The 16,056-nt window shown below is 35.1% G+C and carries 19 protein-coding genes; 7 read left to right on the top strand and 12 right to left on the bottom strand.

Going from position 1 to position 16,056, the window contains the following annotated elements; all coding sequences use genetic code 11:
* Nucleotides 1–10 precede the first annotated feature (10 nt).
* Nucleotides 11–1,093, top strand: coding sequence for a phosphomevalonate kinase (locus H3R25_RS02585; RefSeq protein ID WP_198194227.1), 1,083 nt, complete (start codon nt 11–13; stop codon nt 1,091–1,093).
* 8 nt (nt 1,094–1,101) lie between these two features.
* Nucleotides 1,102–2,118, top strand: a complete 1,017-nt coding sequence (gene fni / locus H3R25_RS02590) for a type 2 isopentenyl-diphosphate Delta-isomerase (protein ID WP_198194228.1) — start codon at nt 1,102–1,104, stop codon at nt 2,116–2,118.
* Between the two features lie 55 nt (nt 2,119–2,173).
* Here fni and H3R25_RS02595 read toward each other — a convergent pair whose 3' ends face one another.
* Genes H3R25_RS02595 through H3R25_RS02610 form a run of 4 tightly spaced genes read right to left on the bottom strand, consistent with a single transcriptional unit; the run spans nt 2,174 to nt 6,051 of the window.
* Entirely contained in the window at nt 2,174–2,962 is a 789-nt protein-coding gene (locus H3R25_RS02595) for an HAD family hydrolase (RefSeq protein WP_198188612.1), read from the bottom strand.
* An 18-nt stretch (nt 2,963–2,980) separates the two neighbouring features.
* Complete coding sequence (locus H3R25_RS02600) at nt 2,981–4,351, bottom strand: RsmB/NOP family class I SAM-dependent RNA methyltransferase (protein WP_198194229.1); 1,371 nt, start codon at nt 4,349–4,351, stop codon at nt 2,981–2,983.
* The gene (locus H3R25_RS02605) at nt 4,344–5,309 is read right to left on the bottom strand and encodes a hypothetical protein (RefSeq protein ID WP_198194230.1); all 966 of its coding nucleotides are present in this window, start codon (nt 5,307–5,309) and stop codon (nt 4,344–4,346) included. The genes H3R25_RS02600 and H3R25_RS02605 overlap by 8 nt, the downstream gene beginning before the upstream one ends.
* Nucleotides 5,299–6,051, bottom strand: coding sequence for an SAM-dependent methyltransferase (locus H3R25_RS02610; protein WP_198194231.1), 753 nt, complete (start codon nt 6,049–6,051; stop codon nt 5,299–5,301). The genes H3R25_RS02605 and H3R25_RS02610 overlap by 11 nt, the downstream gene beginning before the upstream one ends.
* A gap of 83 nt (nt 6,052–6,134) precedes the next feature.
* Between H3R25_RS02610 and lepB the strand changes: the two genes are divergently transcribed.
* Nucleotides 6,135–6,713: a signal peptidase I gene (lepB, locus tag H3R25_RS02615; protein WP_046306911.1), complete on the top strand. Its 579-nt coding sequence runs from the start codon at nt 6,135–6,137 to the stop codon at nt 6,711–6,713.
* A gap of 61 nt (nt 6,714–6,774) precedes the next feature.
* Entirely contained in the window at nt 6,775–6,966 is a 192-nt protein-coding gene (locus H3R25_RS02620) for an LBP_cg2779 family protein (RefSeq protein WP_109715510.1), read from the top strand.
* Between the two features lie 71 nt (nt 6,967–7,037).
* Here H3R25_RS02620 and H3R25_RS02625 read toward each other — a convergent pair whose 3' ends face one another.
* The 8 genes from H3R25_RS02625 to H3R25_RS02660 form a co-directional block, all read right to left on the bottom strand.
* Nucleotides 7,038–7,919, bottom strand: a complete 882-nt coding sequence (locus H3R25_RS02625) for a hypothetical protein (protein WP_198194232.1) — start codon at nt 7,917–7,919, stop codon at nt 7,038–7,040.
* On the bottom strand, nt 7,919–8,623 hold the full coding sequence (locus H3R25_RS02630; protein WP_187157935.1) for an ABC transporter ATP-binding protein: 705 nt from the start codon (nt 8,621–8,623) through the stop codon (nt 7,919–7,921). The genes H3R25_RS02625 and H3R25_RS02630 overlap by 1 nt, the downstream gene beginning before the upstream one ends.
* A gap of 229 nt (nt 8,624–8,852) precedes the next feature.
* The gene (locus tag H3R25_RS02635) at nt 8,853–9,506 is read right to left on the bottom strand and encodes a hypothetical protein (protein ID WP_232354532.1); all 654 of its coding nucleotides are present in this window, start codon (nt 9,504–9,506) and stop codon (nt 8,853–8,855) included.
* 167 nt (nt 9,507–9,673) lie between these two features.
* The gene (locus tag H3R25_RS02640) at nt 9,674–10,378 is read right to left on the bottom strand and encodes an ATP-binding cassette domain-containing protein (protein WP_198188607.1); all 705 of its coding nucleotides are present in this window, start codon (nt 10,376–10,378) and stop codon (nt 9,674–9,676) included.
* A gap of 11 nt (nt 10,379–10,389) precedes the next feature.
* Nucleotides 10,390–10,743, bottom strand: a complete 354-nt coding sequence (locus H3R25_RS02645) for a GntR family transcriptional regulator (RefSeq protein WP_046306922.1) — start codon at nt 10,741–10,743, stop codon at nt 10,390–10,392.
* Nucleotides 10,744–11,113: 370 nt separating this feature from the next.
* A complete protein-coding gene (pepT, locus tag H3R25_RS02650; protein ID WP_198188606.1) occupies nt 11,114–12,358 on the bottom strand; it encodes a peptidase T in 1,245 nt (414 codons plus the stop codon).
* Between the two features lie 14 nt (nt 12,359–12,372).
* Nucleotides 12,373–13,170 carry a Nif3-like dinuclear metal center hexameric protein gene (locus H3R25_RS02655; protein WP_198194234.1) on the bottom strand — a complete coding sequence of 266 codons (798 nt, stop codon included), beginning with the start codon at nt 13,168–13,170 and terminating at the stop codon, nt 12,373–12,375.
* Nucleotides 13,163–13,849: a class I SAM-dependent methyltransferase gene (locus tag H3R25_RS02660; protein ID WP_198188678.1), complete on the bottom strand. Its 687-nt coding sequence runs from the start codon at nt 13,847–13,849 to the stop codon at nt 13,163–13,165. Before H3R25_RS02660 ends, H3R25_RS02655 begins: the two co-directional genes overlap by 8 nt.
* A 142-nt stretch (nt 13,850–13,991) precedes the next feature.
* On the opposite strand from H3R25_RS02660, the gene H3R25_RS02665 reads away from it, so the two are divergent.
* From H3R25_RS02665 to H3R25_RS02675, 3 genes are read left to right on the top strand one after another with little or no spacing between them, the layout of a single operon-like run.
* Nucleotides 13,992–14,306, top strand: coding sequence for a hypothetical protein (locus H3R25_RS02665; protein ID WP_198188604.1), 315 nt, complete (start codon nt 13,992–13,994; stop codon nt 14,304–14,306).
* A 51-nt stretch (nt 14,307–14,357) separates the two neighbouring features.
* On the top strand, nt 14,358–14,798 hold the full coding sequence (locus tag H3R25_RS02670; RefSeq protein WP_162542501.1) for an 8-oxo-dGTP diphosphatase: 441 nt from the start codon (nt 14,358–14,360) through the stop codon (nt 14,796–14,798).
* A 12-nt stretch (nt 14,799–14,810) separates the two neighbouring features.
* A complete protein-coding gene (locus tag H3R25_RS02675; protein WP_198194235.1) occupies nt 14,811–16,016 on the top strand; it encodes a CPBP family intramembrane glutamic endopeptidase in 1,206 nt (401 codons plus the stop codon).
* Nucleotides 16,017–16,056 lie beyond the last annotated feature (40 nt).

Consider the following 16,056-nt stretch of genomic DNA (forward strand, 5'->3'; position numbering starts at 1 on the left):
ATTAAATTCTTTGATAACAGAACAAGCGCCCGGTAAGTTATACATCGCCGGTGAATATGCAGTTTTAGAACAGGATTGTCCCGCAATTTTGGTCGCAGTTAATCAATTTATCCGGGTTTCGATTACTAAATCTAAGTCATCTACTGGTTCGATTCATTCCAAACAATATTCGCAGGATTCAATTCACTGGGTACGACGTGGTGCCCAAATGGTGATTGACAACCGTGATAATCCTTTTGAATATATTTTGTCGGCAATTAACTTAACTGAACGTTTTTGCCTCGAACAACATATCAAATTACGAGTATATGATTTGCACGTCAATTCTGATCTTGACTCAGCTGACGGAAAAAAATATGGTCTAGGTTCTAGTGCGGCAGTCACAGTAGCCACGGTTAAAGCGATTCTACGTTTTTATAACGTGCCTTTTAGTAACGAACTAGTTTATAAACTGTCCGCTATTTCCCACTACTCTGTTCAAGGAAACGGCTCTGCAGGAGATATTGCTGCGAGTGTTTACGGTGGCTGGATTGCCTATCAAACATTTGATAAAAAATGGCTGAAACGCGAATTAACACAAAAGTCACTTTCTGAAGTTGTTGATGAAGCATGGCCAGGGCTAAAAATTCAATTATTGACCCCTCCTGAAGGGATGAACTTATTGATTGGATGGAGTCAAAAACCTGCATCAACTTCACGCCTAGTTGATGAAACTAATGCCAATAAGGCAGCATTAAATGTCGAATATAAACAATTTTTACAACAATCGCGAAAATGCGTATTACGCATGATTGATGGTTTTGAGCAAGGAAAGATTGACCTAATAAAGATGCAAATTCGGGAAAACAGGAAACTTTTACAGCACTTTGCTCAAATAAATCAAATTGCAATTGAGATTCCCCGTTTGTCAAAATTGATCAATATTGCTGAGTCATTTGGTGGTGCGGCAAAAACATCAGGTGCGGGTAACGGAGATTGTGGCATCGTTATAACCGATGAACAAACTAATGTTAATGAGCTTGAACAGCAATGGCGTAAAAACAATGTTTTACCCCTTGACCTTCACGTTCATCAAGTAAAGCTAATGCAGTAAGAAGAAAAATGTCAATTAGATCAAAACGTAAGGAAGAACACCTTTCTTTAGCAAACCAATTTTATGAACCGAATAAGCCAAATAGCTTTGACCAAATGGGACTTTTACGACCTGCTTTGCCAGAAGCAAAAGTTGACTTAAGTTCGATTAAAACAACTATGTTTGGCAAAAACGTCAATGCACCCTTTTTTATTAACGCAATGACCGGTGGTTCTGCAAAATCATTCTCTATTAACCAAGCATTTGGTAAAATTGCTCAGCAAGCTAAAATAGGTCTTGCATTGGGTTCTGCAAGTATCTTAGTTAAAGAAGCTGAACAACTTGACAGCTTTTTGATTGCACGTGAAAAAAATCCTGACGGTGTCATAATTGCAAACGTGAATGCGAAGACTGAGGCTATGGATGCTCAAAAAATTGTTAATGAACTTAATGCTGATGCTTTACAGATTCATTTGAATACAGTTCAGGAAATTGCTATGCCTGAAGGCGATCGCGATTTTTTGTGGCTAGATAACTTAATTGAATTACGTCAAAATGTTACCGTTCCGATAATTATAAAAGAAGTCGGCTGCGGTTTAGACCAAGCGACAATTCATTTACTAAAAAATGAAGGTTTTGAGCTATTTGATGTTGCTGGCAGTGGCGGAACGGATTTTGCTAAGATTGAAAATGCACGAAACCAAAATGACCTTTCTTATCTTGAAACGATTGGATTGCCAACTGTTGTTTCTGCTTTAATGGCGGCTGAAGAAAAGGTTACCTTTATCGTGTCAGGTGGTGTTCGTAATCCATTAGATATTTTTAAAGGTTTATGCTTGGGAGGAAAATACGTCGGCATTTCCAATGTCTTTTTGCAGACATATCAGGATCAAGGCGAAGATGCATTATTACAAACGATTTTGGCGTGGCAAAAAGAATTAGCTAGTTTGTTAGCTATTTACGGTCAAAATGATTTAACAAATTTAAGTAAAATCAAGCATTACTTCGACCTGCCCTTGAAGAATTTAATTGATCAATTGAATTAATTTTACATAATTAAAAATATGCAAAGTAGAATTCTACTTTGCATATTTTTTTGTCTTAATTTAATAGATGCCATATTTCTTTTTGAACGGCGCTTTCATTACTTGATCCGATCACTTGGTCCGCTGCACTTTTGGCAACTGGCAAAGCGGTGGCGGTAACAAAGCTCCGGCCAACATATTTTAGCATCCCAACGTCATTACCACTGTCGCCAAACGCAACCATTTCGCGCGAATTAATATGGAATTTTTTGCTTAAGTATTCTAGGCCAACAGCTTTGTTCATTCCTTTAGTTGACATGTCAATTGAGGTAGATGAACCAGAGACAAAGCCAATTTGCGGATAATCGCGTTGAAGTTTACTTAACAACTTCGGCATTCTGTCTTCTGGAACATCTAATGTTACCTTGAAAATCTGATCGTCTAAATGGTTAAAGTCCTCGACAATACGCAGCTTTTGGTAGTACTTTTTAAGCTCTTCTGCATAGCGCTGACCATCTTTTTCTAAAACATATGCACTTGCAAGACCAGAAACAGTGACCTTTTCATCTGAGTATGTCTGAACAATTTCCAAAATGGTTTGAAAATCTTCATCGGATAAGCTGTCAACATGAAGAACTTGTCTTCCCTTAGCAACCAGTGCCCCATTTTCTGCAATAAAATACATTTGCTGAGCTGTTTTAGGAAAACGAGAATAAATATTCTCATATTGATTTCCACTGGCAATTACAAACTTAATTCCTTGTTCCTGCATTAACGCAAATTCGCGCAAAAATAGTTCTTCATCGTAGGTTTTTTCATCGGTTAACCATGTACCGTCCATATCAGTGGCAATTAATTTAATCATCTTTATAGTTACTTTCTTTTACTTCCGTAATCCCTTTGGATAAAAATTCTTTAACACATTATTAGTTATTTTACCAAAACTGAACACGCAACTTTGGCAACTAACTAGCACAAAACCGTGTAAAGCTGATTCTAGGCGAATAGTTTCACCATGAATATACTTAGCATAATCTTCTTTAGTTAAATTTACTACCTGTTTTTGTTTTCTTTGTCCTAATACCAGCGCTAATTGATGACTCGGTTCAAAGCGCTTTTTCTTTAAAATTCCTAGCTCTAATCCGTTACTAATAATTTTAAAATGCATGTTGTCAGCCTCGATTGCAGGAAGATAAACATGATTTTGACTTACTAAACAAGATGTTGACCAGTTAGCAAGTTCTAAAGGTAAATTAAACGGTTTTAAAACTTCTGCAACTAGTGCACTTTCTGACCTCGTCAATTTTGCTTTGTTTTGATGAATTTTCCGCTTTTTGACTTTAGTACTAGTGCTTTTTTCACGTTCAATTAATTGTAATTTGGCAACATACTGCCCTTCACCTAAATTATCGTTTGGCCAAAAGCGTAATGTCTCCTTTATAGCAGGATCATTATTAGCCCAGTCAGGACGTCCTGGTTCAACAGCAGATGTATTTACTTTGATTGGAAGAATTTTAAAGCCCAATTGCTCTACTAACCAGGATACGATTTCTTCATCCTCTTCTGGTGAAAAGGTACAGGTTGAGTATATTAATTCGCCACCAGGTTTGAGCATTTTTACTGCCTCGGTAAGAATTTCCTTTTGCCTTTTTTGGCAAGTCATGACATAGTCTTGTGACCAATAAGAGACTGCTTCAGGATTTTTTCGAAACATCCCTTCCCCGCTACACGGGGCATCGACAATGATTTTATCGAAAAAATGTGTAAATGACCGAACTAACTTTTCTGGGCTTGCAGAAGTTATTAGTGCATTAATTACACCCCAGCGCTCTAGGTTTTCTCTTAGGGCTTTGACGCGGGTATTAGAAATTTCATTTGCAACAAGTAGTCCTTTACCTTTCAGCTGTTCAGCGATAAATGTGCTTTTCCCTCCAGGAGCAGCACATAAATCGAGTACTATATCTCCGGCGTGGATATCAGCAATCATGGCAGGAAACATTGCTGCAGGGTCCTGAGAATAGACTAAGCCACTGATAGCTTCCGGGTCTTGACCATTAATCTGGCCGTAGTATGCATTTTTTAGTCCTGGAATCGGTTGATTAAGAGAATAAGATACTTCTCGCTGCCCTTTTAAAGTGTTGATTCTAAATGCCTTTTTGGCGGGTTGGTTCATCGCATCAAATAGTTCTTGTGCATGCGTTTGATCAAGTAATTTTTGATATTTAGAAATAAATTCAGTTGGTAAATTAAGCATGTGTGTTTTCCTTTCGCCAACATAAAAAGATGAAGAAGCTATAAACAAGCGCAACTACGCCCCAGCTGCCCAAAAGAAGCATTAAAAGGTGCTCTCGATTTGAATAAAAAGCACGCCAGCAAAGGAAGAAATATGCTCCAAGTGATAATAATAGCTCTACTAATATTATTCTAAAGCCATGATTGGCAAGCCAATTGCGTAATAAACTACCTTTTAAGTGAGTCGCCTTAACGGTTTGCCAATCCAAGTAAGCCAAGATGATGTTAGCAATAGTGGCCACAAAGACTAGCAAAATGATGAATAAAAATTCTTTAATTACGGAAAGCTGACGCTTCTGATGCTTTCTTACAAATACTGGTGTTTTAACTTTAACATGATAATGACGGGCAATTTTTCTAATTACCTTATTAGAGCTGTCAATAATGATGGTATAGTTTTTAAGCTTGAATTTACCTGTAGGCTGCTTGATACCGGTTGTTAAATAATAGCCATTTTGTTTCATCCGGCGATAGTGTTTTAGAGTACCAATCACGGAATAATAAGTATTATTTAAATTAATGTACTCATTATTTTGTGTTTTTAATATTGGAACCTTAGCATTTAAGCCTAAAACTCCAAATGAAACACGTCCCTTAAAGTCATCTGAAGTAAAATATCGTCCAGATTCCGTTGGTAATGTTAAAACATCATGATTAGACCAAACTAATGTCTGATTGTCCTTTCTTTTACTCGTTAAGTGAAGTTGGATTTTATTTTGGGGAAAGGTTTTTTCTAGATACTTTAAAAAGTCGCTAACACTTTGGTTATTTTTGATTTCAAAGCTGCGCGTGTTGTTGCTCAAACCATAAGCCTCAAGTAGTTGGTTAGCTTCTTGGGACTGGACGTTTGAAAGCATTGTACCCGTACCGAGTAATGTTAAAAAAATAATTAATAGTAAGAGGATTTTTTTAGATCTCATGTTTTATCTCAAATATTTGTTCTTCAATAAAATCAAAGCTTGTAAATGAATGATTAATTGCCTGTAATTCTGACGAATGAGTGAAATGGATTTGGTGCCAAAAAGTAGCAGAATTAGTTACACCATTTTTTTCACCAATAAATAGCAAACGACTAGATGGATTGTACTTTTGCCAAGCTTCTATCGCGCTTAAATCACTTTCATCAAAATTAGGTGCCCATGCACAAATAACTAGTTGGACTTCAGGAAACGCTCGAATTGCCTCAGGTGCAGATAAATTCAATACCTTTGTAGCCTGCTGACTTCCAGTTCTTGAAGTTTTTGACCATTCTAATGAGTCTGTTGCGATTGTCTTTAAACCTACTTCAGTTAAAGCTTTAGACCAATATGCATTTCCTGCCATAATTTCTAAAATGGAGCTAATTTTAAACTGCTCCTTAATTAGTTTGGCAGTTTCCAAATTTGGCAATGACCAAACACCGTAATTGATTGATAGGTACTGCCTCATGCTATTAAGAAGCTGATTAGTAACTTTTATATTGCCCTTCTGCTGCCTTGACATACAACTTTCAAGCTTTTCAACTTCATTTGGATAAAAACCAAGTCGTCTAGGAGCAGTCGGTAAGATTTTCTTTTCTTTCATGTAGCGGTCAATTTGATTAACCTCTTTAATTTGGTCATGAATTAGTGGGTTATCAAGCTGAGCATCTAATTGATTAATTTTCTTTAAATAATCTGTCATTTCTAATACCTACAATGATTTTACCATTCATGTGACTAGATTTCAGTTATAATAAAAGGTAACTGAATAAAGGAGAATATTTTATGGCAAAAAATGTAACAAAAAAGCAAGATAACGAAGAAGAAAGTCTTGGAAAATTCATCCTAGACGTTGTCATAATGATGGTGGTAATTCTTGGTGCTTTCTATCTTGTCTTCCACTTCGTTCTTTCAAATGATGAAGTTTCTGGCCCATCAATGCAGCCAACTTTTGAAGATAAAGATCGCTTGATTTCGGTACGGAACTTTACGCCTAAACGTAACGATGTGGTAGTTTTATTAGCTCCTAAGGCCGCAAACGACACTCCTGGAGCAATGTATATTAAGCGTGTTATTGGTTTGCCGGGTGATAAAATCGTTTCTAAAAACGACAAAATGTATATTAATGGCAAGAGACTAGCTGAACCATACCTTAATAACAAGTACAAAAAAGCGGACAATGATGCTGGACATACATACACCACTAATTTTACTTATAAAGTGCCTAAAGGCTATTACTGGGTAATGGGTGATCATCGTGATATCTCAAAAGACTCCCACATTTTTGGACCTGTAAAAAGAGAAAATCTAGTCGGCAAAGTTACCTTCAGATATTGGCCTTTTAATAAAATTCAAGGATTTTAGCAGTACTTTTCTTTGAATTTTTTGGTTTTTTGGCTAAAATAATTGTAAAGGAGATTTTATTATGAATCAGCAAATAGAAGAATTATCCGATGCAATTATTACTTACCAGACAGAACATCATACTACAGATACAGATTTAGCATTTGCTAGTCACCTGTCGGTTGAGAAAATTCATGCAATGAAGGCTGGTGAAGGTGAATTCACTCCTGAAGAAATCAATCAACTGTATGACTTTCTTGCTACCAAGCGTTAAGTTAAAACAAATATAAAAAATGGCCTCAAGTTTTGCTTGAGGTCATTTTTCTTTGTTTGAAGAGAAATACACTATTTCTTTTCCCTTGCTTCGAAAAAGTAGTTGAATATCAAAGTATTAGCTATCAATAAAAAGATATCAAAGACTAACATGATAATAAGTGAAATACCAAAGTCTACATACCTATCATTATACTCCCGATATCCTCCAAAAATACCCAAAACACTACTGAATACAAAGTCGATTGGGAAGGCGATAAGTGACGCTAAGAAGTTATTAGCACTAAAGGCAACCCAACAAGCAACAACTATGACTATGATAAAAATGACTCTGAGAAAAGCTTGACCGCTTGTAGTGGGTAAAAATTCTAAAATTGCACGACTTGAAAAGTTTAAAAAATCAACTACAAAAAAGACAAAAAGAGTAATTAAAATCAATAGTAATATAGAGCCCCAAATTTTGAAAGCTCGTTCATTGAATAATTGCGACATAGCGTTTGAAGGACTGGAGAAACCTGTAATCACGTTCTTTTTGAAACGACTATCCGTCAGTACCGACATCCCGAATAAAAGCAAAAGTCCAATTACGTCTAAGATTCCGAGATAAACAATTGAGACAAATGAACTAAGCGTATTATCAAGGTAAAGATTGGTGCTGCTCATTGGAATTAGCCGCCAGGTTTGACTGCGGTTTACTCTTTGAGCAAATATTGCTATCAAGCAAACAGCAATAAATCCAAAAGCAAGAACAATAAAGAAGAAAGACGTCATCCAGTTGGTTATGAAATTAAAATCATTTACATAAGTATTGCGGATAAAGTGATTATTTTCAAATTTATACAGAGAAAAAAAGGTTATTGCCATTGAAGTTAAAATCTGAAAAAGCATCAAGGTGTTAAGCTTCTTAGTTTTTAATTTGAATAGTTCAGTAAAGCAGCAATTAAAAAGTGACATTATTCTTCTTCCTCCTGATAAAGTCCTTCATAGTATTCTTCAATGCTCTGATTTTTAGCTCTAATATCATCCGCTGATAAATGTTCATATACAGTATGATCTCTAATAATCACAACCTCATCTAGCATGGAAGAAATTTCGTTAACAAAGTGATCAGAAACTAAAATAGTAGATTCCTTAGCCTTCCATAAAATAATTGAGTTAATGATCTTTTTTCGAGCCATCGCATCAATTCCGGAAAAGGGCTCATCTAATAGATATAAATCTACTTTACGCGAAAATGTTAGTGCAATAACTAGTTTTTCACGCATCCCTTTTGACATTTCAGAAAGGCGCATCTCAGAATCAATTTTCATAAAACCGCGTAGCTGTTCGAATTCATTTACATCAAAATCTTGGTAAATAACTTCATAGAATTTGCTAATTTGTTCTACTTTTGTATTTTCAGAAAATCCAGATAAATTATCAGTAAAGGATATGTGCTTTTTCCTTTCAACTTCATTATCTTCTCCTGCTACCATTACAGTGCCATGATAATTTTTAGCCATGCTATCAATAATACGCATCAAAGTAGTTTTTCCTGCACCATTTTCTCCTAATAGTGCAACAATTTTTCCTGGTCCCAATGTTAGATTGACATTATTTAAGATCGTTTTTTGATTTTTTCGATACGTCAAATCTTTGATTTCTAGTAGATTTCCCATTAAGTTCGCTCCTAGTTCTAATACACTTTATTAACAACTAAATCTTTTGCTTTATAAGAGTACGTTTGTCAATCTTCATACCCTGAGATAATTCAATTTGGAGATCAAATCAGCTGTTTATACTGTATTATATTTCTATTACACTATTATGATAGACTAAAAAAATCTGCCATGCAATCCTTTTTAACAAAAAACTACTCACTAATATTCTTAATGAGTAGTTTGATAGTTATTTCTTTTCTTTTGGCTCAATATATTGATTGAATAAAAACAAATTAATGGCAATGAAAAGCAAGTCAAAGCAAATGAATATTGAAATTGGCTCCAATAAATCATTTGACGACGTTGATTGAAAAAAGACTGCAAATGGTGCATCAAAAATAGGCGTTAGAGCTCGGATTCCTTTGACTAATGCCCATATGAGAATGAACACTAGAAAAACGCGGATGAACCCCAACAAAGACTTGTTTTTAATTGATCCTGGTAAAAAACTAATAATTGCTTGGCTGGAGAAGTTTAAAAAACTAAGCATTAAATAAAAGAGTAGACAAAATAAAACAAGTAAGATTAGTGACTGGATAACAACAATAAAATCTTCAACATTGAAAACAAAACTACTTTTTTCATACGATGTCATAACTTCTGAGTGAAATGTGCCATCAAATTGAAAGGCCAACAAAAAACTAATACCTATACCAATGGCTTCTAAACATGCAAAATATGCTAATGTTGCAATTGAAGTAAAGATATTATCCAAATAATACTTTGAATCAGAGATTGGCAATAACCGCAAAGATTGGTTTACGTTAATTGCCTCATTTTCATTACAAGTTATGCAGTATAAAGCTAATGCTGCAATAAAGGAGAAAAAGAGGACAAACATGAAAAACGATGGAAAAAACCCTAAATCTTGCCTTCCAAAATAAACATGTCCACTCGTAGTAAAACTAAGTACAGTAATTGCTATGGCTGCAATTAATTGGACAAGCAGTACGTAGTTAGCCTTCTTAATTTTTCGTGTAAATAAAGTAGCAAAAAGCCGACCGAACATTATTCTTCACCCTCTCCATATATGTTTTCATAAAATTCTTCGATGCTTTGATTACTCTCACGTATTTCTTCAGTTGATTTGTGACAGTAGATTGTTTTATCTTTTACAACAACAACTTCGTCAAGCATAGAAGCAATTTCGTTAACGAAATGATCAGAGATTAGAATAGTTGCTTCATCCGCTTTCCATAGAATAATTGAACTAATAATTTTTTTTCGAGCCATCGCGTCAATTCCAGAGAAAGGTTCGTCAAGTAAATAGAGTTCTGCTTGACGTGAAAAAGTCAAAGCAATAATTAGCTTTTCACGCATACCCTTTGACATTTCAGACAGACGTAAGTTTTCATTTAATCTCATGAACTTTTGTAGCTGCTTAAATTTATTTTTGTCAAAATCATCATAAAGATATTCGTAAAAATTAATTATTTTCGCAACTTTAGTACTTTCCTTAAATCCTGACAAACTGTCAGAGAAAGAAATGACCCTTTTACGGTCCGTAACAGATTGAACTCCATCAATCGCAACCATACCGCGAAAATTCTTATTAATTCCTGCGATTATGCGCATCAATGTTGTTTTACCAGCTCCATTTTCGCCTAAAAGAGCAACAATTTTGCCATGCTTTAAGTTTAAATTGATATCTTTAAGAATTACTTTTAGGTTCTTTCTATATGTTAAATTTTCAATTTCTAAGAGATTGCTCATTAACTATTCCCCTACTTTAAATAAGCTGATAAGATATCATGAATTTGATCATTTGACACACCCAAATCATTCATACTTTGAACAAATTTATTTAGCTCATCATTAATCAATTCCTGTTTTGTCTTTTCAAGCAAGTCTGTATCTTCGGTAACAAAATTACCTTCTCCGCGCTTAGTATACAAAATCCCCTCTACGTTCATTTGTTGCAAAGCTCTTTGTACCGTGTTCACATTAACAGTCAATTGAACTGCTAGTTCACGCACAGAAGGAATTTTCTGTCCTGGCTTTAATTCGCCGGTAACAATTTGACGATATAGATATTGCTTGATTTGCAGATAAATGGGAATATTATCCTTGAATTCCACAAATCCACCATCCTTTTACTGTATCACATTTCTAATACACTGTAATAATACCGCAGTTTATATGTTAGTGCAATCTTTTTTATTTCTTCCTAATAAATACTTCTAAAAAGCAATTTTATGTTCTTATTGATCGTTTATAAGAGTCTTATTATTTTTTCAGTGTTCCACGACTCTGCATTTTTACTTAATTTCAAACAAAAAAGCCGATTAACTCATTAATAGCAACGTTTTAATCGGCATTTTTTGATTATTAGAGTAGATGTGCATAATTAAGCTGGTATTACCCAACAGTAATTATCATTGATATAAAAGCACTTATCTCATTTAAGTTAATTTTAGAGAAAGTGCTTTTCTAACCTTTTTTGTTTCACTATTTATTATTTGTTGCGTTCATTTCGACCATTCTGATCATAACGTCAACTGCTTTGTACATTGATTCTAAAACAGTGTATTCGTAACGACCATGCATGTTTTCTTGACCTGAGAATAGGTTTGGACATGGTAAACCACGATAAGTCAGTTGACTACCGTCTGTACCACCTCTAATTGGATCCTCGTCGATTTCGGTCAATCCTTCTTTACGATATGCATCTCTTGCTAAGTTGACAACATCCATGTGTTTTTCAAGCTCATCTGCCATATTGTAATATTGATCTCTCATTGTTAATTTGATTCGCTCAGTACCAAATTCATCATTCATTTTAGTGACAATGTCTTTAACCAAGTTTTTACGACGCTCAAGACCATCACGTTCAAAGTCACGGATAATGTACTCAAGGTATGCATTATCAACTGTTCCCTGGAAATCAGTTAAATGGAAGAAGCCTTGTCGTCCATCAGTTTTTTCTGGTACTTCGTCTGCTGGGAGTTGATTTTGGAAGTTAATACCTATTTGGATTGCACTGATCATCTGATTTTTAGCAACTGATGGGTGAACATTTACTCCTTGAATGTTAAGTGTAAATGTTGCTGCTGAGAAAGTTCCCCAGTCAAGCTTACCTGGAGCAGCCCCATCAAGTGTATACCCGAAGTCTGCACCAAACTCATCAATGTCAAAGTGAGGCGCACCAGTACCAATTTCTTCATCAGGTGTAAAGGCCAAACGAATTTTTCCATGCTTAACTTCTGGATGATTCATCAAATATTCAGCTAGAGTTACTACTTCACTGACACCACACTTGTCATCTCCACCTAGCAATGTATCACCTGATGTAGTAATAAGCGTTTTACCGGCATATTTTTTGAGATTAGGGAAAACCTCAGGATCCAAGTAAAAATCAGAATCACCTAATTGAATTTTTGATTTACCATCATAGTTTTCATGGACTTGTGGGCGAACATTTTCCGCATTGAAATCTGCCGTATCACAATGTGCTAGAAAACCCATTACTGGAACTTCATAATCAATATTTGAAGGAATTTCAGCGATTACACAGCCGGATTTTTGGTTGTAATGTACATCACTTAAGCCCAAATCCTCTAAATCCTTCATTACAACTTCTTTTTGGAAGTCTTCTTGACGCTTAGTGGATGGAAAACGGTCTGAGTGCTCATCCGAACGCGAGTTAACTTTTACATATTTTAAAAATCTGGGTAATAAATTTGGGTATTCCATAAAAACTCCTTTATTTAAACTAAATCTTGGAATGGGTTAGTTGAAACATGTGACTTAATAACATTAACATTCCAATTATTTTCTTCATTCCATTTAATTAACTTTTCATATATTTTATCCTTAAATAATTTTTCTGTATAGTGCCCAGGATCAATTACTGTTATTCCTGAAGAAATCATATCGTGACCAGTATGATAATAAACGTCTCCGGTTATAAAGGCATCTATCTTTTCAGTAACTGCTTGGTGCCAGTACTTACCCCCATCTCCGCAAATAAGTGAAACAGTTGAAATTTGTTGCTGGTTATCAGCAGTAATCAATCTAACCATTTTGATATTCATTTTCTCTTTTACATAATATGCAAAATCAATTGCAGAGAGCGGTTCAGGCAGCTTGCCTTTTCGTCCAATAGCAATGCCGTCACTATCTAGACAAAAAGGTTGTACATCAGTCAAACCTAATTCTTCTGCCTGCCAATCGCTAGACCCATCTTGAGCTTTATCAGAATTAGTATGAATTGAATAGACAGTAATGCCGTTAGCAATTATTTTGCCATACATTTCATTTTGTGGATCGGCAAAGTTTAAGTTAGGTGCAGGTCTAAACATTAAAGGATGATGGCTGATAATTAGATCAACATGCTCTTTTATTGCTTCGTCAACAACTTGTGGTCGAACATCTAACGTGGTCATAACCTTGGTAACTGATTGCTCTAAAGAACCAATTTGAATGCCAACGGGATCACCAGCACTTGCAATTTTTTCAGGAAAGAAATCGTTTAAAACTTTCACTAGGTCTTTAACTTTAGTCATTTAGTTCTCCTTTGATCATTTCAATCTGTTCTTGAACCTGTTTTATATGAGACATATCTTTATTTTTTGCCTTATTTAAATTAACTAACAAATTTTGTTGGTACTTTAGCTGACCTATCCATTTATTAGTAAAAGTCTGATTTTTAGTCTTAATTAAGATTGGACCAAAATATAATTCTTTTTCAGTTAATGGGATATTTGATTCAGTTTTTTTAGCCTTAATCAGTTCATATGTATGACCGGCTTCAGCCACAATTTGTTCATCGACAATCTGATAGCTGTGCTGCATCAACCATTTACGAACACCATATTCTCCAACATTTGGTTCAAGAATTAAGGTGTCGAAACTCATTTTTTTGTTAACTAAGGCATCATTTAAAATCTGACTCATCAAGTTGCCGCCCATGCCAGCAATCACTATAGTATCAATGTTGTCTTTGGCTGAGATGGTTTCTAGTCCAGCGCCTAGACGAGTTTCTATTTTTCCTTCTAAGCCAGCCTCTTTAATATCCTGTTTTGCATTATCAAGCGGTCCTTTTCCAATATCACTAGCAATTGCAAAATTGACCTTGCCTGATTTGACTAATTCAATTGGTAAGTATGCGTGATCTGTACCAATATCTGCAATTCGCGCATCTTGATCTACCATGGTTGCGAGTTTGTTTAAACGTAAATTCACTTTTCGACCTACTTTCCATGTATAAAATTTTAGCATACACTTACCGCTCTTTGTTCAAAATAGTTAGAAACCGCTGTATTTTTCATTGATAAAAGATTTATAATAAAAATATCGTAATTTTGTAATGAGAGGACTTTTTTGAATGAATAAATCAGAGACTCATAAACTCAAGCCCTTTATTCGAGATCAGTTAAATAGAAAATTAATTCAGCCAGTAATGCCTACTTCGGTTAACGTCGCTGTACCTCCAGAAATTCTACAGCCTGATTTGTTCAGAAATAATATGCAGAGCACTGATAACGGAGCAGATTTAAGGGCAATTTGGACTAATGTTCCTTTGAAAAAATCCGACCTGTCCACATCTAATACTGTAAAAGGAAAGATTATCAGTGACAGCAACAGCCAAACAATTAATATCAATGGCAAAAACTTTCCATTTCATCCTTTTGGGAAGTAGCTTTAAAGAACGCAAATTTAAGTAGTTTTAAAAAGATGGAGGATTCTAAATTTGGATCGAACAGAACCAGTTACTTTAACAAATATGTGTATGATTAAAAAAGGTGAACAAATTTTAGTCATTGATCGAAATGATCCCTCCTGGCCGGGTTTAACTTTTCCGGGTGGACATGTTGAAGCACATGAGTCTTTTTATGATTCTGTTGTTCGTGAGGTTAAAGAAGAAACCAATCTCGACATTAAAAATCCACGTCTTAGTGGTATTAAGCAATTTTTCGATGAAAACGATCATCGTTATTTAGTTTTTTTCTATATTGCTACAGAGTTTACAGGCACTGTAAAAGCTTCTCATGAAGGAAACTTAGTATGGATGACGAAAGAAGAACTGCTAAATCATCAATTGGCCTATAATTTTGATCGTGACTTACTTGTATACTTTAACGACGATATTGATGAGCATATCTTGGATGATAGCCGAGATGAATTATTTTAAGGAGAATTTGAAATGCCTTCTGAACAAGCAATTAAGCGTTGGCACCTAGGACAAATAATAGTTCAAGAAATTTTGATCATTGTGGCGCTTGTGCTATTTTTTAAAATCAAGCCCCTGACCAAAAGTAAAAATGAGGCTGTGGTAGTTCTATCAGTTTTGTTCATACTGGTATCTCTACAACTAACTCTTCTATGCGAAAAACATCCTACGAGAAAAATAGTCCAATTTAATCATTATTTTCAAGCCGTTAATATCCAAATATGCTTTTTAGTACTCCTTGCAATCGGAGCAGATTTTATCAAAGTTTTTAATACTAAGAACCTTATCTGGCTGATAATTCCACTTACTCTGTATGAACTAGTTCTGCTAGTTCCTATGGCAGAACTTTCCTGGGGAAAAATAAGCAGTGTAATTGGGCAAATCATGACTTTATTATTATTCTCAAGTCTGATACTTGCTATACCGGGAATGTTGACTATGAACAGCTCCCCTTCTTTGCTACAAATGCTTAATAAAACTGAAGTTACTGGGGCAATTTGTTTTGTAATCACTTCAGTAGTTGTCATGCATAAATGGGGCTATCAAGCCCCTGGCTTGAGATTGAGTTCAAGAGCTAAATATGCAGTTCTAGCGTTTATATCTTTATTTATTTTTGTTGACTGCGTGTTTAATGCTTTTAATGAAGCAGGTAACTGGAGGCAACTGCTCACGAGCTGGAATTTTCAAATCACTACGAAACATGTAATAAAGCTCGTTTGCAGAGGCATAGAAGCCGGTATAGCTGAAGAATGGTTGATGCGTTTTTGTGTTTTAAGCATTTTACTCAAAACTTTTAAAAATGCTCAACATCAAATCTCATGGGCGGTTGTATTAGATGGTTTAATTTTTGGAGCACTCCATATTGTTAACCTAATAGAGCAGCCACTACTGGCTACAATTTTACAAATGATTGATGCAAGTGTAGCTGGTATTGCTTTTGCAGCAATTTATCTTTATACTGGATTTTTTTTCATAAATATAGGCTACCATGCAGTTTTTGATATCCTAGTTTTCTTGGCTTCTGGTACCACTGTCATGATTAACCCCACTGTTTTTGAATGGCAGTATTTGATCTTAACAACCTTAGTTTATCTGGCTTTTTCAGTTTTCTTATTATCAGGTAAACGCAAAAGTGTTATTGAATACAACATGAAGCAATGGGGATTAGCTGATAGCTGATACTTATGGAGTATATGGCTATAACAAAAAAGACAAGATT

Source organism: Lactobacillus sp. M0390, from assembly GCF_016102085.1.
Lineage (GTDB): Bacteria > Bacillota > Bacilli > Lactobacillales > Lactobacillaceae > Lactobacillus > Lactobacillus apis.

Coding starts and splice junctions, on each gene's coding strand:
- fni (WP_198194228.1), top strand. CDS start 1,102: ATGTCAATTAGATCAAAACGTAAGGAAGAACACCTTTCTTTAGCAAAC.
- H3R25_RS02595 (WP_198188612.1), bottom strand. CDS start 2,962: ATGATTAAATTAATTGCCACTGATATGGACGGTACATGGTTAACCGAT.
- H3R25_RS02600 (WP_198194229.1), bottom strand. CDS start 4,351: ATGCTTAATTTACCAACTGAATTTATTTCTAAATATCAAAAATTACTT.
- H3R25_RS02605 (WP_198194230.1), bottom strand. CDS start 5,309: ATGAGATCTAAAAAAATCCTCTTACTATTAATTATTTTTTTAACATTA.
- H3R25_RS02610 (WP_198194231.1), bottom strand. CDS start 6,051: ATGACAGATTATTTAAAGAAAATTAATCAATTAGATGCTCAGCTTGAT.
- lepB (WP_046306911.1), top strand. CDS start 6,135: ATGGCAAAAAATGTAACAAAAAAGCAAGATAACGAAGAAGAAAGTCTT.
- H3R25_RS02620 (WP_109715510.1), top strand. CDS start 6,775: ATGAATCAGCAAATAGAAGAATTATCCGATGCAATTATTACTTACCAG.
- H3R25_RS02625 (WP_198194232.1), bottom strand. CDS start 7,919: ATGTCACTTTTTAATTGCTGCTTTACTGAACTATTCAAATTAAAAACT.
- H3R25_RS02630 (WP_187157935.1), bottom strand. CDS start 8,623: ATGGGAAATCTACTAGAAATCAAAGATTTGACGTATCGAAAAAATCAA.
- H3R25_RS02635 (WP_232354532.1), bottom strand. CDS start 9,506: ATGTTTGTCCTCTTTTTCTCCTTTATTGCAGCATTAGCTTTATACTGC.
- H3R25_RS02640 (WP_198188607.1), bottom strand. CDS start 10,378: ATGAGCAATCTCTTAGAAATTGAAAATTTAACATATAGAAAGAACCTA.
- pepT (WP_198188606.1), bottom strand. CDS start 12,358: ATGGAATACCCAAATTTATTACCCAGATTTTTAAAATATGTAAAAGTT.
- H3R25_RS02655 (WP_198194234.1), bottom strand. CDS start 13,170: ATGACTAAAGTTAAAGACCTAGTGAAAGTTTTAAACGATTTCTTTCCT.
- H3R25_RS02665 (WP_198188604.1), top strand. CDS start 13,992: ATGAATAAATCAGAGACTCATAAACTCAAGCCCTTTATTCGAGATCAG.
- H3R25_RS02675 (WP_198194235.1), top strand. CDS start 14,811: ATGCCTTCTGAACAAGCAATTAAGCGTTGGCACCTAGGACAAATAATA.